This window comes from Mesorhizobium sp. C268A, assembly GCF_040324475.1.
Lineage (GTDB): Bacteria > Pseudomonadota > Alphaproteobacteria > Rhizobiales > Rhizobiaceae > Mesorhizobium.
Map to the genome: position 1 here is coordinate 3,199,971 of NZ_JAMYVX010000001.1, position 16,101 is coordinate 3,216,071.

Annotated in this window: 14 protein-coding genes; 4 read left to right on the forward strand and 10 right to left on the reverse strand. The window is 63.9% G+C overall.

The genetic code is table 11. The annotated features are described in order from the left end of the window. The first annotated feature begins 407 nt into the window (after positions 1-407). The 3 genes from NKL06_RS15365 (at position 408) to NKL06_RS15375 (ending at position 4,062) form a co-directional block, all read left to right on the forward strand. The gene (locus NKL06_RS15365) at positions 408-1,370 is read left to right on the forward strand and encodes a sugar-binding protein (protein WP_023672352.1); all 963 of its coding nucleotides are present in this window, start codon (positions 408-410) and stop codon (positions 1,368-1,370) included. Positions 1,371-1,492: 122 nt separating this feature from the next. Continuing rightward, positions 1,493-3,031 carry a sugar ABC transporter ATP-binding protein gene (locus tag NKL06_RS15370; protein ID WP_023672351.1) on the forward strand — a complete coding sequence of 513 codons (1,539 nt, stop codon included), beginning with the start codon at positions 1,493-1,495 and terminating at the stop codon, positions 3,029-3,031. Between the two features lie 44 nt (positions 3,032-3,075). Beyond that, positions 3,076-4,062, forward strand: a complete 987-nt coding sequence (locus tag NKL06_RS15375; protein ID WP_023684050.1) for an ABC transporter permease — start codon at positions 3,076-3,078, stop codon at positions 4,060-4,062. Between the two features lie 2 nt (positions 4,063-4,064). On the opposite strand, the gene phnN is transcribed toward NKL06_RS15375, so the two are convergent. The 9 genes from phnN to NKL06_RS15420 all read right to left on the reverse strand — a co-directional run bounded on the left by phnN (position 4,065) and on the right by NKL06_RS15420 (position 13,983). Further along, positions 4,065-4,694, reverse strand: coding sequence for a phosphonate metabolism protein/1,5-bisphosphokinase (PRPP-forming) PhnN (gene phnN / locus NKL06_RS15380; protein ID WP_031208993.1), 630 nt, complete (start codon positions 4,692-4,694; stop codon positions 4,065-4,067). Beyond that, positions 4,691-5,845, reverse strand: coding sequence for an alpha-D-ribose 1-methylphosphonate 5-triphosphate diphosphatase (locus tag NKL06_RS15385; protein WP_023694645.1), 1,155 nt, complete (start codon positions 5,843-5,845; stop codon positions 4,691-4,693). Before NKL06_RS15385 ends, phnN begins: the two co-directional genes overlap by 4 nt. A gap of 34 nt (positions 5,846-5,879) precedes the next feature. Further along, positions 5,880-6,587, reverse strand: coding sequence for a DUF1045 domain-containing protein (locus NKL06_RS15390; protein WP_023694644.1), 708 nt, complete (start codon positions 6,585-6,587; stop codon positions 5,880-5,882). 254 nt (positions 6,588-6,841) lie between these two features. Continuing rightward, on the reverse strand, positions 6,842-7,654 hold the full coding sequence (gene iolB, locus NKL06_RS15395; RefSeq protein ID WP_023694643.1) for a 5-deoxy-glucuronate isomerase: 813 nt from the start codon (positions 7,652-7,654) through the stop codon (positions 6,842-6,844). A gap of 191 nt (positions 7,655-7,845) precedes the next feature. Next, positions 7,846-8,094: a hypothetical protein gene (locus NKL06_RS15400; RefSeq protein WP_023694642.1), complete on the reverse strand. Its 249-nt coding sequence runs from the start codon at positions 8,092-8,094 to the stop codon at positions 7,846-7,848. A gap of 9 nt (positions 8,095-8,103) precedes the next feature. After that, a complete protein-coding gene (iolE, locus tag NKL06_RS15405; RefSeq protein ID WP_023808067.1) occupies positions 8,104-9,021 on the reverse strand; it encodes a myo-inosose-2 dehydratase in 918 nt (305 codons plus the stop codon). A gap of 145 nt (positions 9,022-9,166) precedes the next feature. Beyond that, positions 9,167-11,017 carry a 3D-(3,5/4)-trihydroxycyclohexane-1,2-dione acylhydrolase (decyclizing) gene (gene iolD, locus NKL06_RS15410; RefSeq protein WP_352580518.1) on the reverse strand — a complete coding sequence of 617 codons (1,851 nt, stop codon included), beginning with the start codon at positions 11,015-11,017 and terminating at the stop codon, positions 9,167-9,169. A gap of 33 nt (positions 11,018-11,050) precedes the next feature. Further along, complete coding sequence (locus NKL06_RS15415) at positions 11,051-12,985, reverse strand: bifunctional 5-dehydro-2-deoxygluconokinase/5-dehydro-2-deoxyphosphogluconate aldolase (protein ID WP_023808065.1); 1,935 nt, start codon at positions 12,983-12,985, stop codon at positions 11,051-11,053. A gap of 152 nt (positions 12,986-13,137) precedes the next feature. After that, positions 13,138-13,983: a MurR/RpiR family transcriptional regulator gene (locus NKL06_RS15420; RefSeq protein WP_023672343.1), complete on the reverse strand. Its 846-nt coding sequence runs from the start codon at positions 13,981-13,983 to the stop codon at positions 13,138-13,140. A gap of 213 nt (positions 13,984-14,196) precedes the next feature. Here NKL06_RS15420 and NKL06_RS15425 point away from each other — a divergent pair, with 213 nt between their 5' ends. Then, positions 14,197-15,306 carry a Gfo/Idh/MocA family protein gene (locus NKL06_RS15425; protein ID WP_023687403.1) on the forward strand — a complete coding sequence of 370 codons (1,110 nt, stop codon included), beginning with the start codon at positions 14,197-14,199 and terminating at the stop codon, positions 15,304-15,306. A gap of 11 nt (positions 15,307-15,317) precedes the next feature. On the opposite strand, the gene NKL06_RS15430 is transcribed toward NKL06_RS15425, so the two are convergent. Then, on the reverse strand, positions 15,318-16,016 hold the full coding sequence (locus NKL06_RS15430; protein WP_023672341.1) for a helix-turn-helix transcriptional regulator: 699 nt from the start codon (positions 16,014-16,016) through the stop codon (positions 15,318-15,320). Between the last annotated feature and the right edge of the window lie 85 nt (positions 16,017-16,101).

Here is a 16,101-nt window from a genome sequence, read left to right on the forward strand (position 1 = left end):
GCTTGCGCGAAGCCGTGCTGCACCTGTTCGGGCAAACTAGACCTAGGGCCACGCCGAGTGTCCGCGCGAGACCTCTGCTAATAGTGTTTACTAATACAAAACGACGCTGTAACGTCAATCCGCCGTGTCCGGTCAGGTGGGACCCCGTGCGGCGAGAAGTGCACGTGAATGGCCCGATGGCGAGCGGGGTTTGCCTCCGCAAGCCTGGTCTCGGACATGTGATATGTCAGACAAATCAGACTATTTACGAGCACGGGATGAGTCTCTAAAGTCCGTGATCGCGACCGACGACGCCATTCTTCAGCGCCGGGAACCCCTGAGGAGGAGGGCGTCCAAATCGCGAGCGGCAAGTCAGTGAATGCAAGATCGGTTCAGTCCGACGACTGAGCCAAAACGGGAGGTTGAACATGAAATCCTTGATACGACATGCATCCGTGGCCACCGCAGCCCTGCTGCTTGGCCTGACCGCGACAGCCATTGCGCGCGCCGACGACAAACCGACGCTGGCCTTCGTCGTCAACGGCGCTTCCGATTTCTGGAAGGCCGCCGAAGCCGGCGTCAAGAAGGCGCAGGCCGAATTGCCCGACTACAATCTCGAACTCAAATATCCCGAGCAGTCCTCGGTCGCCATCCAGCAGCGGCTGATGGACGATCTGGTGACCGCCGGCGTCAAGGGCATCATGGTCTCGGCCGTCGACCCCAAGACCTCGACCGACGGTCTGAACAAGATCGCGTCGGAAACGGCGCTGTTCACCACCGACTCCGATGCCCCGCAGACCAAGCGCGTCGCCTATATCGGCTCGTCCAATGTCGACGCCGGCAAGCAGGCGGCCGAGATCGCCAAGAAGGCGATGCCGGACGGCGGCAAGTGCCTCGGCTTCGTCGGCCTGCTCGGCGCCGACAATGCCAAGGAACGCATCCAGGGCATGAAGGACGGCCTCGCCGGCAGCAAGATCGAACTGGTGGACGTGCGCGGCGACGACATCGACCAGGCGCGCGCCAAGAAGAATGTCGAGGACGCGCTGGTCGCCAGCCCCGACATCACCTGCATGGTCGGCTTCTATTCCTACAACACGCCGCGCATCTATGAAGCGCTGCGCGACGCCGGGAAGCTCGGCTCGATCACGGTCGTCGGCTTCGATGACGATCCGATCACGCTGGGCGGCGTCAAGGAAGGCACCGTGGCGGCGACCGTCGTGCAGCAGCCCTTCGAATGGGCCTATCAGGGCATGAAGCTGATGGCCGCCTATCTCAAGGGCGACAAATCAGGCATTCCGGAAGGCGGCCTGATCATTATCCCGACCAAGATCATCGGTAAGGACGATGTCGACACCTATGCCGCCAATCTGAAGGCGATGTCCGGAAACTGAGACCACGAGCAGTTGCGCCGGCTCAGGGTTCGCCTTGAGCCGGCGATCGTGTTGACGGGCCGGCCAAGGCCCGTCAGTCTGTAGCCCACCGGCTGCTGGCAAGCCTGATCAAATATGGCGTGATGAATTATTCCGACCCATCCATCGTCGCAACCACCCCGTTCCTCGGCCTCGAGAACGTGCGCAAGACCTATCCGGGCGTGGTGGCGCTGGATGGTTTTTCCATGGAGGTCAGGCCGGGAGAGGTGATCGGCTTGGTCGGCGAAAACGGCGCCGGCAAGTCGACCTTGATGAAGATCCTCGGCGGCGTCACCAGGCCGGACAGCGGCGCCATCACCGTCGACGGCGTTGCGCATGACGGGCTCACCGTCGAAGGCAGCCTGGGGTCGGGCATCGCCTTCGTCCACCAGGAACTCAATCTATTCGAAAACCTCGATGTTGCCGCCAATATCTTCTTCGGCCGCGAGCCGTTGCGCGGCGGGCCGCTGAGATTGGTCGACCGCGCCAAGCTGCGCGAAATGGTGGCGCCGCTGCTGAAGCGTGTCGGCGCCAACTTTTCCGCCGATACGCCGGTTGCCTCGCTGTCGCTTGCCCAGCAGCAGATGGTCGAGATCGCCAAGGCGCTGTCGATCAAGGCACGGCTGGTCATCCTCGACGAGCCGACATCGAGCCTGCCGCTTGCCGAAACCGACAAGCTGCTCGACGTCATCAAGGCGCTGAAGGCCGATGGCATCAGCGTCATCTTCATTTCGCACCGGCTGCATGAGGTCGAGCGCGTCGCCGACCGCGTCGTGGTGCTGCGCGACGGCATGCTGGCCGGCACCTTGCCGAAGAGCGCCATCAACCACGACCAGATGGTCAAGCTGATGATCGGCCGCATGCTGAAGGAGCGCGAGAAGGCCTCCGAGGCGGCGCGGGCGCCGGGCGCCACGGCTCTCTCGGCCAAAGCCATCCGCACCCCCGCCTACCCTGCCCGGCCGGTCGACCTCGACATCAGGCGCGGTGAAATCCTCGGCCTCGCCGGCCTTGTCGGCTCCGGCCGCACCGAACTGGCGCGGGTGTTCTTCGGCATAGACAGCACGCTTGGCGGTGGGCTCGAACTCGACGGCAAGCCGCTTGTGCTGGGTTCGGCGGCCGATGCGGTCGCGCATGGCATTTTTCTGGTTCCGGAAGACCGCAAGCTGACCGGCATTTTGCTTGACCTGTCGATCGCGCAGAACATCTCGCTGCCCAACCTGCCGGCGCATGCGAAGCGTCGACTGGTGTCGGCAAGCGCCGAGACCGCCACCGCCGAGAAGCAGAAGAGCAATCTCGGCATCAAGGCGCCGTCGGTGCAGACGCGAACCGGCACGCTGTCGGGCGGCAACCAGCAGAAGGTGGTGCTGGGCAAATGGCTGGCGATGAACCCGAAGGTGATGATCCTCGATGAGCCTACGCGCGGCATCGATATCGGCGCCAAGGCCGAGATTTACGGGCTGATGCGAGCCTTGGCCGACGCCGGCGTCGCCGTGCTGATGATTTCCAGCGACATGGAAGAGGTGATCGGCGTGTCCGACCGCATCGCCGTCATGCATGAGGGCCAGATCTCGGGCATTCTCGACAAGGAACAATTCAGCCAGGAAAACGTGCTGTTGCTGGCGGTCGGCAAGCCGGCAAACTAGCGGGCTTCAGGCGATTGCCGGTCCGGCGCATTGGGGAGAAGACGATGAGCAAAAAAGATCTCGGCCTGCTGATCCTGATCCTGGTGGTCGGCGCCGTGGTGACCGCCATCAACCCGCGCTTCCTTTTGCCGATCAACCTCGCCAACACCTCGAACCTGATCGGCCTGTTCGGGATCCTCGCCATCGGCCAGGCCTTCGTCATCATCACCGGCGGCATCGAATTGTCGGTGGGGTCGCTGGTGGCGCTGCTCGGCACGCTATTCATCGATTTCATCGCTGTGCGCGACATGCCATGGCCGGTGGCGCTGCCGCTGATCCTGGTGCTGGGCGGCATCATCGGGCTGGCGCATGGCTGGCTGATCACAAGGCTGAAATTGCAGCCCTTCGTGGTGACGCTGTGCGGCCTTTTGATCTATCGCGGGGTCGCCCGTTTCTATACCGCCGACGGCACCGCCGGCTTCGCCTTCGGCCAGAATTTTCCCGAGCTCGAATTCCTCACCGCGGGCCGCAGCTATGGCGTGCCCAACAGTTTCATCGCACTGATCGTCATTTCGATCGTCATGTGGGTGGTGCTGCACCGCTCGGTGTTCGGACGCTACCTCTATGCCATCGGCAAGAACGAAGAGGCGGCTAAATATTCGGGCATCCGCACCGGCCGCGTCGTGATGGCCGCCTATGTCATCTGCGGCGTTCTGACGGCGCTGTCGGCGATCTATTTCGCCATGTACACGCGCTCGATCTCGCCGGCCAGCCACGGCCAGTTCTACGAACTCTACGCCATTGCCGCCGCCGTTCTCGGCGGCTTCTCGCTGCGCGGCGGCGAAGGCTCGCTGGTCGGCGTCATCCTGGGCACCGTGCTGCTGCAGGAGTTGCAGAACCTGGTCAATCTGCTCGGCATCCCGTCCTCGCTCAACTTCGCGGTGATGGGCGGCGTGATCCTGATCGGCGTGCTGGTCGACCAGCAATGGGGCGTGTTCCGCGCAAGGCGGCTGATGCTCGATGCCAGCCGGAAGACTGTCGCGGCGGAGTAGCGCTACATCACGCCGGATATATCCGAGAAGGCCATCGCCTTGCGCAGCACCTCGACGAAGCGTTCTCCGGCGGCTTCGCGCCGGCCGCCATTGTCGATCGAGGTGACGCCGGAGCCGGACAAAGCGATATTGGCGCTGCGGGCAAGCCGAGCCAGCACTTCGCCGCGCGATTCGCGGCCGCGCTGGGCGAGACGCTCGGCGAGGATTTCCGGCGAAGCGGTGATCTCGACGACAGCCAGATTGGCATAGCGCTCCCGCAGCACCGGGATGACTGCGCGCGAGACATTGGCCACGGCGACATGGCCATTGGCTATCGACCAGTCGACATCGGCCGGAATGCCGTAGCGCAGCCCGTGCGCCTCCCAGGAAATGGCGAAGGCGCCGTCGGCCTCGGCTTCGGCAAAGGCTGCGTCGGCCAGCGTGTCGTGATCCTCGCTTGCGGCGTCGCTCGGCCTGGTGATGACCCGGCGGACGAACTCCAGCCTCGTCTCGTCGGCAAACAAGGTGCGGGCATAGCCGATTACCGTATCCTTGCCGGCGCCGCTCGGGCCGACGACGGCGACAAACACGCCGTTGCGGAGCGGAAAGGCCTCGCTGCTGAGTTCGCGGTCGATCGACGCCAAGACCATCAGGCGACCCGGCGCCCTTGGCGCCAGACAGTGCGCACGACCGGCACATGGTCGTCGACGCGCACACGCACCAGATCGGCGCGGCGGCCCTGTTCGATGACGCCGCGGTCGTTGAGGCCGATCGCCTCGGCCGGATTCTTCGACACCATCGCAACCGCCTGCGGCAGGGAAATGCCCTCGACGACGTCGCCGAGGAAGAAGGCCGACTGGATCAGGCTGAAGGGAATGTAGTCGGACGACAATATGTCGAGCAGGCCGTCGCCGGCCAGCGTGCGGGCCGAGACATTGCCCGAATGCGAGGAGCCGCGCATGACGTTGGGCGCGCCCATCAGTACGCCGAGCCCGGCATCCTTCGAGGCCTTGGCGGCTTCCAGCGTGGTCGGGAATTCCGCGACGCGCACGCCCTGCTCGATCGCCTCGTCGACATGGCCTGATGTGGCGTCGTCATGGCTCGCCAGCACAATGCCCCGCTCGTTGCAGGCGGCTGATATCGCCACCCGGTTCGGTCCCGAATTCTTCGCCGATTCCGACATCCGCTTTTCGCAGAACAATTGGAAGTCGCGATCGGTCAATTTCAGCTTGCGCTGATAGTAATGGGCGTAGGTCTCGAGATTGACGAACTGACGCTGTCCCGGCGCATGGTCCATCAGCGAGGCCAGCTTGACCCGCTCGTCGCCATCGAAATTGGCGAAAGCCCGCAAGCAATCCGGCGCCGAGACCTCGCAGCGCAGGTGCAAGAAATGGTCGGCCCGCAACCGGTCTTTCGCGACGCTGTCCTCGATCGCGCCGGCGAGCTTGCGGATGTCGTCGGAGGTAATATCCGCGTCCTCGTCCATGCCGACACGCAAAGCGTCGAGCACGGTGGTGATGCCGGCGGTGGCCACCTGCGCGTCATGGGCAAGGACGGCGGCGATCGGGTTCCAGCGCACTTTCGGGCGCGGCGCATAGTGGCCTTCGAGATGGTCAGTGTGCAGCTCGACCAGGCCGGGAATGATGTAGTCGCCGCCCATGTCCTCGCCGCCCATGCTCCCGCCGGTGTGGCCGGTGCCGGCGTCGACGCCGGAGATAAAACCGTCGCGCAGCACGAGCGACCCTTCGACGATCTCGTCGGCAAGCACGATGCGGGCGTTGTGGAGAACAGTTTCGGCGGTCATTCAGGCAGTCCTTGCTTACTCGGACGAATTGCGGTCAGGCGGTTTTTCGGGCAGCGCGGCGGCCGAGCGCATGATGCGAAAGCACCATGAACGGAGCGCCCGGTTCGGTTTCGACGAACAGCGTCAGCGCATCCACCAGCACCGGCTGCTGCAGCACATCGGCGAACAGGCTGTCAATTGCCGCGCGCAGACGTTGGCTTTCCTGCGGCCCGGCCCGGCCGGACAGTGTCATGTGGAAGCGAAAGGTCTCAAACACATAGGGATAGCCCCACTGGCAGAGATTGCGGAACTCGGCCGGCTTCAGCGAATCCAGGCTGCGCCGCTCGATCTCGGCCTCGGTGAGCGGCGCGCGAAAACGGTCGAAGCTAAGCACGACATAATCGGCGAAACGGTTGAGCGGCGGCAGCGGGCCTTCCGGCACCAAAGCGAAGAAACCATCGATCTGGCTGACGACCAGGCGCGGGATGGTGACCGTCGGCGTTGCTTCGGCAAAGGCGTCCAGCGCCGCGCGCAACGAGCTTTCGGTTTCGTTGGCGGCCAACCGGAAGGGCGCTTTCAGCGTCGCATGAAAACCGTAGCGCCGCGCCGATGCGGTGTGAAAGGCGACTTCGGCCGCCGACAGCTCGCCCACCGCCTCGACCGGCCTGGTGGCGGCGCCAAAGGGGTCGCGGCCCAGCCAGTTGGCGGCGATCCGCGCCAACGGCTCGTCCTGCCTTGGGGTGAAATAGATGGCGTAGCGCATCGAAAATCCTCCTTAAAGCGCGCCGAAACCGAACCGATGGCGCGACGCGCTTTAAGTCTTTAATTTGCTGCATGTCGTCATCCCAAAAAAGCTGCGCACTTTTGGGCGACATGCACTGGCCCGCTGCCATAGGTGATTTCCATGACGGATTGACGAAGCTTATGCGGGTTTTCGAAGGCAAATCGACCCCATGGATCGTTAGCCGACGATTTTTTCCTGCTTGACCAACAGCTTCCGCCGCAAGTGAAGGCCGATCAGGCCTTCATCAGCCATTCGTGCTCGGGCGCGTTGTGGAACTTCCACGTCCGCTTCGGCCCGGCCATGACGTTGAGGTAATAGAGGTCGTAGCCGTGGCAGGCGGCGCAGGGGTGATAGCCCTTGGGCACCAGCACAACATCGCCGTCCTCGATCGCCATGGCTTCGTCCAGCTCGCGGGCGCCGGTCTTGTCGGCGTCGGTGTAGACGCGCTGGAAGGCAAAACCCTGTGGCGGGTTGAGGCGGTGGTAGTAGGTTTCCTCAAGATAGGATTCGGCGGGCAGATTGTCCTGGTCGTGCTTGTGCGGCGGGTAGCTCGATGTGTGGCCGCCGGGCGTGATGACCTCGACCACCAGCAGCGAGTCGGCCGGCTTACCCTCGGGCAATATGTTGGTGACGTAGCGCGTGTTGGTGCCTTTGCCCCGAGTCTCCTGGCCGAGGTCGTGGGGTGCGATGACGCGAACGGGCAAGCCGCCGCCCAGGCCCGGCGCCGAGCAGACCGCGAGCTCGAGATCGGTGTCGGCGGTGACCGACCAATCCGACCCCTCAGGAATATAGACCGACCACGGCTTGCCCTCGAAGGGCGACATGCGCTCGCCGAGCAGGCCAAGTTCCCGGCCGCCGGCCTTGGCCGTGCCCTTGCCGGTGACGAACACCAGGCAGACTTCGCGACCGCCCGTCTTACCCGAGGCGTTTTCGCCGGGCTTCAAACGGTGCAGGTCGAAGCCGACATAGGTCCAGCCGGCGCTGTTGGGCGTGACATGCGCGACGCGGCCATGGCCCTTGTCGGCTTTGACGAGCAGTTTCGACATGTTTTGTCTCTCCTATCGCATGTCTTCGAGGTCGGCCTCTCAACTTCGTCATCCTAGGGCGAAGCAGGAGCGAAGCTCCGTCGCGAAGACCCTAGGATGACGAAGCGAGGGACATTCCGGCCAATCACCGACGTAGGCGATACGCCAGGTGTCGAGTGTCCGACCCGCAAGCCCTTCCGAGCCACGGCCGTTCATTCCTTCGGTTCGGCGTCCGCCTTCGCTTCGCCGGTCTTCGGTCGATCAGGCGTAGCCTTGCTCTCCTCCACCGGCTTGTAAAGATAGAAGAACTGCCAGACGGCGTAGGCGGCAAAGCCGAGCGCAATGATGCCCCAGAACGGGGTGCCGGAGGCGAATTCTATTCCGGCCCAGATCACGCAGACGGCGACGACGGCAACGCGCCGCCACAGCGGCCGGAAGAACGGGTGCTCGTAATCCTTCATCGGACCGGCTTACGCATTGGGAAAGCCTTGCGTCTCGACCGTGTAGCCGGCCGCCGTCATCACCCGCATCAGCTCCTTGTAACCCACTTGGGCCATCTTCAGCGGCGGGTTCTTTTTCGGGTCCTGCTCGGCCTCGACGACGAACCAGCCTTCATAGCCATGGTCGGCGAAGCGCTGCACGATGGCGCCGAATTCGAGCGAACCGTCGCCAGGCACCGTGAAGGCACCGAGCGCCACGGCGTCGAGAAAGGACTGCTTTGTGCGGTCGAGCCCGTCGATCACGCCCATGCGCACATCCTTCACATGGACATGGCTGATGCGCTTGTGGTGGTTGTCGATGGCGCGCAGCACGTCGCCACCGGCAAAGGCGAGATGCCCTGCATCGAGCAGCAACGGAATGCCTTCGCCGGAATGGCGCATGAAGGTATCGAGCTCCGGCTCTGTCTCGACCACCGCCGCCATGTGATGGTGATAGGACAGCGGCATGCCTTGCTCGGCGCACCATTCGCCGAACTCGGTGAGGCGCCTGGCATAGGCCCTCATCTCGTCATTCGACAATTTCGGCTTGGTGGCGAGAGGCCTGGAGCGATCGCCCTGGATCGAGCGGCCGACCTCGCCATAGACGATGCAAGGCGCATTCACCGCCTTGAACAGGTCGATCATCGGCTGGATGCGATCCTTGTTCTTGCCCATGTCCTCATCGACCAGCGTGCCGGAGAACCAGCCGCCGCACAGCGTCACGTCGGCCTGCTTCAGGATCGGCAGCATGATTTCGGGGTCGTTTGGAAAACGCCGGCCCATTTCCATGCCGGTGAAGCCTGCCGAGCGCGACTGGCGCAGGCACTCTTCCAGCGAGACGTCGTCGCTGAGTTCGGCAAGATCGTCGTTCCACCACGCAATGGGGGACATGCCCAGTTTGGCTTTCAAGTTTTAGCTCCGGTTTCTTGTTCACCCTCCCGTTGTGGGGAGGGTCGCTGCGAAGCAGCGGGGTGGGGTGCGGCGCCAGACCCCCACCCGGACCTTCGGTCCGACCTCCCAACAAGGGGGAGGTAGGGGCAGCGCTGACTTAGCATCAATCGCCAATAGTCTGCATCTGCCGCTTTTCGTCATAGGCCTTGCGGGCTGCGTTGACCTGCGGCCGTGCGGAGACTTCCGGCACCGCGACATCCCACCAATGGCCGCCGGCATCGGTGGAAATCAGCGGGTCGGTGTCGATGACCAGCACGGTGGTGCGGTCGTTGGTTTTCGACTTTTGCAGCGCGGTCTCCAGGCCGGTGATCGACGGCACCTTCTCGGCAATAGCGCCCATGCTGGCCGCATGCGCGGCGAAGTCGATGTCGGGCAGGATCTCGTGGCGCGCGTCCTTCAGGAGGTTGTTGAAGTTGGCGCCGCCGGTGGCCATCTGCAGCCGGTTGATGCAGCCATAACCCCTGTTGTCGAGCACCACGATGGTCAGCTTCAGGCCAAGCATCACCGACGTGGCGATTTCGGAATTCATCATGAGGTAGGAGCCGTCCCCGACCATGACGACGACCTCCTGGTCGGGCTTGGCCATCTTGGCGCCGAGCCCGCCGGCAATCTCGTAGCCCATGGTCGAGAAGCCATATTCGCCATGGTACGAGCCGGGCGCGCCTGCCTGCCAGAGCTTGTGCAACTCGCCCGGCAGGCCGCCCGACGCATTCAGCAGCGTCACGCCTGAGCCCAGGGCGCGCTGCACGGCGCCGATCACCTGCGCGTCCGAAGGGAAGGCGGCGTTGGTCGACGCCGTCACCTTGCCGGCGTCAACCTGCCAGGCCTTCTTGCCTTGGGTCGCATTGTCGGTCCATGTCGCCGGTGCTTTCCACTTCCCCAGCGCAGCACCGAGTTCGGCGAGCCCTTCGGCCGCATCGGCGACCAGCGGCAGCGCGCGGTGCTTGCCGGCGTCGAAAGGCTGCACGTTGAGCCCGATGATGGTCTTGCCGGAGTTCTTGAACAGCGCCCACGAGCCGGTGGTGAAATCCTGCAGGCGGGTGCCGATGGCGAGCACGACATCGGCTTCTTCCGCCAGCCGGTTGGCCGCGGACGTGCCGGTGACGCCGACCGCCGCCATGTTGAGCGGATGTGTGTCGGGCAGCGAGGATTTGCCGCCTTGCGTCTCGCAGACCGGAATGCCGGCGCTCTCGGCGAATTTCGCCAGTTCATCCGAAGCCTGCGAATACAGCACGCCGCCGCCGGCGATGATCAGCGGTTTTTTCGCACCCTTCAGCGCGGTGACCGCCGCCGCCAATTCATGCCGGTCCGGACGCGGACGGCGCTGGTGCCAGACGCGCTCGGCGAAAAAGCTCTCGGGATAGTCATAGGCCTCGGCCTGCACGTCCTGGCAGAGCGACAGCGTCACCGGGCCGCATTCCGCCGGATCGGTCAGCACCTGCATGGTCCGCGCCAATGCCGGGATGATCTGCTCGGGACGGGTGATGCGGTCGAAATAGCGCGACACCGGACGGAAGCAGTCATTGACCGTCGCGGTGCCGTCGGAAAAGTCCTCGGCCTGCTGCAGCACCGGGTCGGGAATGCGGTTGGCGAAGACATCGCCCGGCAAAAACAGGACGGGCAACCTGTTTACATGGGCGAGCGCCGCCGCCGTCACCATGTTGAGCGCACCGGGGCCGATCGAAGAGGTCGCGGCCATGAAGCGGCGGCGGAAATTGGCCTTGCCATAGGCGATCGCCGCATGCGCCATCGCCTGCTCATTGTGGGCGCGGAAGGTCGGCAATTCGTCGCGCAGCTGGTACAGCGCCTCGCCGATGCCGGCGACATTGCCGTGACCGAAGATCGCCCACACACCGCCGAAGATGGGCACTCGTCTGCCGTCGATCTCGGTCATCTGCTTGCTCAGAAAGCGGGTCAGCGCCTGCGCCATCGTCAGGCGGATTGTCTTGCTCATGGTGTTTTCCTCCGCAGTCCTCTTGCCGCGCCTTTATGCTGCTTTACGGCCACGCGCGGCAAGCCACGCTTCGGTCAACTGTTCGAAGCGCGCGGCCATGTCGGCGATAGCCTCGTCATCCGTCATCTTGCCCGCCAGCCATTGTTCGGCGGCGTGGACGAAGATGGTGCGGCCGACGGCAAAGCCCTTGACGATCGGTGCCTTGGCGGTGGCGGCAAAGGCCGCTTCCAGTTCGTCCTGCGGCGCTTCGAGACCCAGCAGCACGACGCCACGACACCAGGGATCGTGCTTCAGGATCACCGCTTCGATCTTGGCCCAGGCGCCGGCCGACGCCTGCGGTTCGAGCTTCCACCAGTCCGGCTTGATGCCAAGCGCATAGAGTTCTTCCAGGGCGCGCGGGATGGTCGTTTCGTCGAGCTTGCCGTGCTTGCCGGCGATGATCTCGACCAGAAGCTCCCGGCCGACCTTCCGCGCGGCTTCGAACAGCGAGCGCAGCTTCTGCTGCTGCTCATCCTTGAGCGCTGCCGGATCGTCGGGGTGATAGAAGCACAGGCATTTGATGCAGTGGTCGACCGGCCATTCCACCAGTTGCGAGCCGATGTCCTGCGAGAACTCGAAGCGCAGCGGCCGCGAGCCCGGCAGTTCGACGGGACGGCCGAGCCAGGCAAAGGGGTGGCGGGCGAATTCGAACATCGCTTCGCGGCCATGCTTCTCGTCGATCAGCATGCCATAGCCGTCGCGGCCGGCGGCGACTTTCGCCGCAGCCTTGACCGCCAGCACCTTGAAATCGCGGATGCGCGCCGGATCGGCGCCGGTCTTTGCCGCGACGTCCTCAAGCTGCACACGGTGGTCGCAGGCGAGCGCCATCATCGAGGGGATATCGCGGCGGCGGGTCGTCGCCCAATGGATGTGGTTGATCGCCTCGTCCTTGCGCAACGCTAAGTGCTTGCTGCCGTTCTTGAGGAAGAACTGCAATTCCTCGAAGGTCGGATATTCCGGCGCGCAGAGCAGCCGCGACACGGCGAAGGCGCCGCAGGCATTGGCCCAGGTCGCCGCCGTTGCCAGGTTTTCGCCACCGAGCCAGCCGCGCAGAAAACCGGACATGAAGGCATCACCCGCGCCGAGCACATTGTAGATCTCGATCGGAAAGCCCTTGCCGACGATACCGTCTTCCAGATCGTCGCTGACCGGCCCGTCATAGACGATGCAGCCCATGGCGCCGCGCTTCAGTACGATGGTTGCCTTGGACAGCGCGCGGATCGTCTTCAGCGCGCTCAGGCAATCGTCGGCGCCCGAGGCGATCATGATCTCTTCCTCGGTGCCGACGATGAGGTCGCAATCGGGCAGCACCGTCTTCAGCTGGGCTGAGACGCGGTCGGATTTGACATAGCGCTCAAAACCTTCGGCATGGCCGGCGAGGCCCCAGAGGTTGGGGCGGTAGTCGATGTCGAACACCACCTTGCCGCCCCTGGCCTTGATGATGCGGATCGCCTTGCGCTGGGCGGCGTCGCTGTTGGGCCGGGAAAAATGCGTGCCGGTGACGACGATGGAACGGGCCGAGGCGATGAAGGCTTCATCGATGTCTTCTTCGGCGAGCGCCATGTCGGCGCAGTCGCTGCGATAAAAGATCATTGGCGAGACGCCTTCGCTCTCGACCGAAAGCAGCACCAGGGCCGTCAGCCGTTCCTGGTCGGTCTTGAGCCCATCGACATTGACGCCTTCGCGCCTGAGCTGCTCGCGGATGAAGCGGCCCATCTGCTCGTCGCCGACGCGGGTGAGCAGCGCCGAGCGCAGGCCTAGTCTCGCCGTGCCAACCGAGATGTTGGCCGGGCAGCCGCCGACCGATTTGGCGAAGGAGGTGATGTCCTCCAGCCGCGAGCCGATCTGCTGGCCGTAAAGGTCGACGGAAGCGCGACCGATGGTGATGACATCGAGCGTCGCCTGTTTGGCGTCCATGGCTTCGCTCATTGGAACCTCCCGTCGGTCTTGTTGTCTTGAGCAACGTAGTTGGGGGACACGCGCGAGCGGCAGCGTGGCGCCGGGAATATGAAATAATAATTCCAATCCATAGTCAATATGGAATGAGCATTCCTCCGCGAATTCGAGCGCCGGGCGCCGGCCTAGGCCTTACGCTTCTTTCCGGTGCTGCGCCGCTTCTCGCCGACGCCGACGGTGAGCGCCATGGCCAGCGCCATGGTGGCCGACAGCGAGCGGAAGCCGGCGAAATCGGCCTCGGCGACCTCGAACCAGACCTTGGCGAACTGGGCGAGTGGCGAAAACGAACTGTCGGTGATGGCGACGATCGGCACGCCCTGTTCGGAAATGGTGCGGGCCTCCTCGATGGTGGCCGGTGCGTAGGGCGAGAAGCTGATGGCGATGACGGCGTCCGCCGGGGTGGCGAAGGCGACCATTTCGGCATTGAGGCCGGCGGCGGATTCGATCAGCTGGTTGCGGATCTTCAGTTTGCCCAGCGCATAGGCGATGTAGCTCGCCACCGGATAGGAGCGGCGCTTGGCCAGGACATAGATGGTCTCGGCCTTGGCCAGCAGCGCAATTGCGTCTTCCAGATGGGCCTCGTCCAGCGAGCGTGAGATGTCGTTGAGCGAAGTGCTGGCGGCGGCGACGAAGCCGTCGAAGATGGCGCGGTGTCCAGCACCCGCATCGGCCTTGGCGCGCAGCGCCTGCAGGCGTTCGTCATAAGAGGAATTGCGCTCGCGCAGCCGCTCGCGAAACACCTGCTGCAGGCTGGTGAAGCCGTCGAAGCCTAGTTGCTGGGCAAAGCGGATCAAGGTGGACGGCTGCACGCCCGCCGAAGCGGCGATGCTGGCGGCGGTGCCGAAGGCGATGTCATCGGGATTGTCGAGCGCATAGGCGGCGATCTGGGCGATGCGCTTGGGCAAGGTTTCACGGCGATCGAGGATCGTGGCGCGCAGCGTCTCGAAGTCGCGAGGTACCCGTTCGTCCATCGTCGCCCCGTCCAAGCTCATCTAGAGCATGATGCCGAAAAGTGTGCAGCGGTTTTCGGACGACATCATGCTCTCTTTAACTCAAGTGACGTCCTCTCTGCCCCATCATAGCGAGCCTGCGCAAGAAGGCCATAAAAAATGAGGCAGACATTCCATTCGGAGAAGAAATGGACTAATTCATCCATCGATCGCTTCAGGTATTGGGAGAAAGAAATGGTCGGCGTTGGTCTTATCGGCACGGGTTTCATGGGCAAATGCCACGCCATTGCGTGGAGCGCCGTCGGCGCCGTCTTTCCCGATGTCGCCAAGCCGAAGCTGGTCCATCTCGGCGAGGTCAACGAGGAGCTGGCCAAGCGCAAGGCCGGTGAGTTCGGCTTCGCCAAGGCGTCGGGCGACTGGCGTGCCGTCGTCAACGACCCCGAGGTCGATATCGTCTCGCTGACCACGCCCAATCAGTTCCATCCGGAGATGGCCATCGCTATTCTCGAAGCCGGCAAACATCTGTGGTGCGAGAAGCCGATGGCGCCGAGCTTTGCCGAAGCAGCGGCGATGGCGGCCGCGGCGAAGAAGTCCGGCAAGGTCGCAGCGCTTGGTTACAACTACATACAGAGCCCGGCCATCCGCCACATCGGCGCGCTGCTCGAGGAAAAGATCATCGGCGAGGTCAACCATCTGCGCATCGAGATGGACGAGGACTTCATGGCCGACCCCGAAGCGCTGTTCTTCTGGAAGCATGAGGCCGCATCCGGCTATGGCGCGCTCGACGATTTCGCCGTGCATCCGCTGTCGCTGGTCTCGACGCTGTTCGGCCGCGTCGCAAAAGTCATCTGCGACATGGCCAAACCCTATGTCGACCGCAAGCTGGCCAGCGGCGGCCGCCGTGCGGTGGAGACCTACGACATCGCCAGCGTTTTGATGCATCTGGAAAACGGCATTGCCGGCACGCTGCTGGTCAACCGCTCGGCCTGGGGCCGCAAGGGCCGCATCGCCATACAGATTTTCGGCTCCAAGGGATCGATCCTGTTCGACCAGGAGCGGATGAACGAAATCCAGCTCTACGTCACCGCCGATCGCCCGACCGAACAGGGCTACCGCACCATATTGGTGGCGCCGCACCACAAGCCTTACGACGCCTTCCTCCCGGCGCCGGGCCATGGGCTCGGTTTCAACGACCTCAAGATCATCGAGTGCCACGAATTGCTGACGCGGCTTGCCGGCAAGCCGGCACGGGTCATCGAATTTGCCGAAGGGCTGGAGATCGAGCGCACCGTGCACGCGATGGCGAGGTCGTTCGAGGAAGAGCGCTGGGTGGATGTGCGGTAAACCCGCTCGCTTCAGCCGCCAGCGACAGCGTTCGCCTCCCAGCCACTGACCCAGACCTGGCGCAGGCGATCGCCTTCGCCCTTGAAGCGCAGGCCGGTCGCCCGGCAATCCGCGATGCGGTCGCTGCGGAAATTGCGGATGGCCTGGCGCAATTCGCACCAGGCGACGATGTTGGCGGTTTCTGAATAGTAGATCAGCGCGATTGGACGGATCAGCCGCTCGGAGGCGCGGCCGATTTCGTCGCGATAGGACAGGTCGAGCTTTTCCTCGTCGCGGATGGCGCGGCGCACAAGCGCCAGATCGATGGTGCCGATTGCCGGTGCTGCGAACCCCCAGACATGCAGCGCGTTGGCGTCGAACGCCTGGCGCAACGGCGGCGGCACGGCGCTGGCGATCTTGGCGCTGACGCGCTTGGCCGCCTGCTTGAGTTCGCTGTCTCCCGTGCGCTCCAGCAGGGCGAGCGACAGGACGATCGCTTCCATCTCCTCGATCGAAAACATCAGCGGCGGCAGGTCGAAACCGGGCCGCAATATGTAGCCGATACCGCGCCCGCCTTCGATCGGCACGCGCATTGCCTGCAGTGCGGCGATGTCGCGATAGATCGAACGCATCGTGACTTCCAGCTGCCCGGCGATCATGGCTGCCGTCACCGGCTGCCGCGCCAGCCGCAGGATCTGGATAATCTCGAACAGCCGCGACGCCTTGCGCATTTCCTCTCCCTGATGAACGCTACTGACACATCCCCGTCAGTTGGGATGATTTATTGGACTGCCTATCGGGTTGAAAATCAACAAA

Coding starts and splice junctions, on each gene's coding strand:
- NKL06_RS15365 (WP_023672352.1), top strand. CDS start 408: ATGAAATCCTTGATACGACATGCATCCGTGGCCACCGCAGCCCTGCTG.
- NKL06_RS15370 (WP_023672351.1), top strand. CDS start 1,493: ATGAATTATTCCGACCCATCCATCGTCGCAACCACCCCGTTCCTCGGC.
- NKL06_RS15375 (WP_023684050.1), top strand. CDS start 3,076: ATGAGCAAAAAAGATCTCGGCCTGCTGATCCTGATCCTGGTGGTCGGC.
- NKL06_RS15385 (WP_023694645.1), bottom strand. CDS start 5,845: ATGACCGCCGAAACTGTTCTCCACAACGCCCGCATCGTGCTTGCCGAC.
- NKL06_RS15390 (WP_023694644.1), bottom strand. CDS start 6,587: ATGCGCTACGCCATCTATTTCACCCCAAGGCAGGACGAGCCGTTGGCG.
- iolB (WP_023694643.1), bottom strand. CDS start 7,654: ATGTCGAAACTGCTCGTCAAAGCCGACAAGGGCCATGGCCGCGTCGCG.
- NKL06_RS15400 (WP_023694642.1), bottom strand. CDS start 8,094: ATGAAGGATTACGAGCACCCGTTCTTCCGGCCGCTGTGGCGGCGCGTT.
- iolD (WP_352580518.1), bottom strand. CDS start 11,017: ATGAGCAAGACAATCCGCCTGACGATGGCGCAGGCGCTGACCCGCTTT.
- NKL06_RS15415 (WP_023808065.1), bottom strand. CDS start 12,985: ATGAGCGAAGCCATGGACGCCAAACAGGCGACGCTCGATGTCATCACC.
- NKL06_RS15420 (WP_023672343.1), bottom strand. CDS start 13,983: ATGGACGAACGGGTACCTCGCGACTTCGAGACGCTGCGCGCCACGATC.
- NKL06_RS15425 (WP_023687403.1), top strand. CDS start 14,197: ATGGTCGGCGTTGGTCTTATCGGCACGGGTTTCATGGGCAAATGCCAC.
- NKL06_RS15430 (WP_023672341.1), bottom strand. CDS start 16,016: ATGCGCAAGGCGTCGCGGCTGTTCGAGATTATCCAGATCCTGCGGCTG.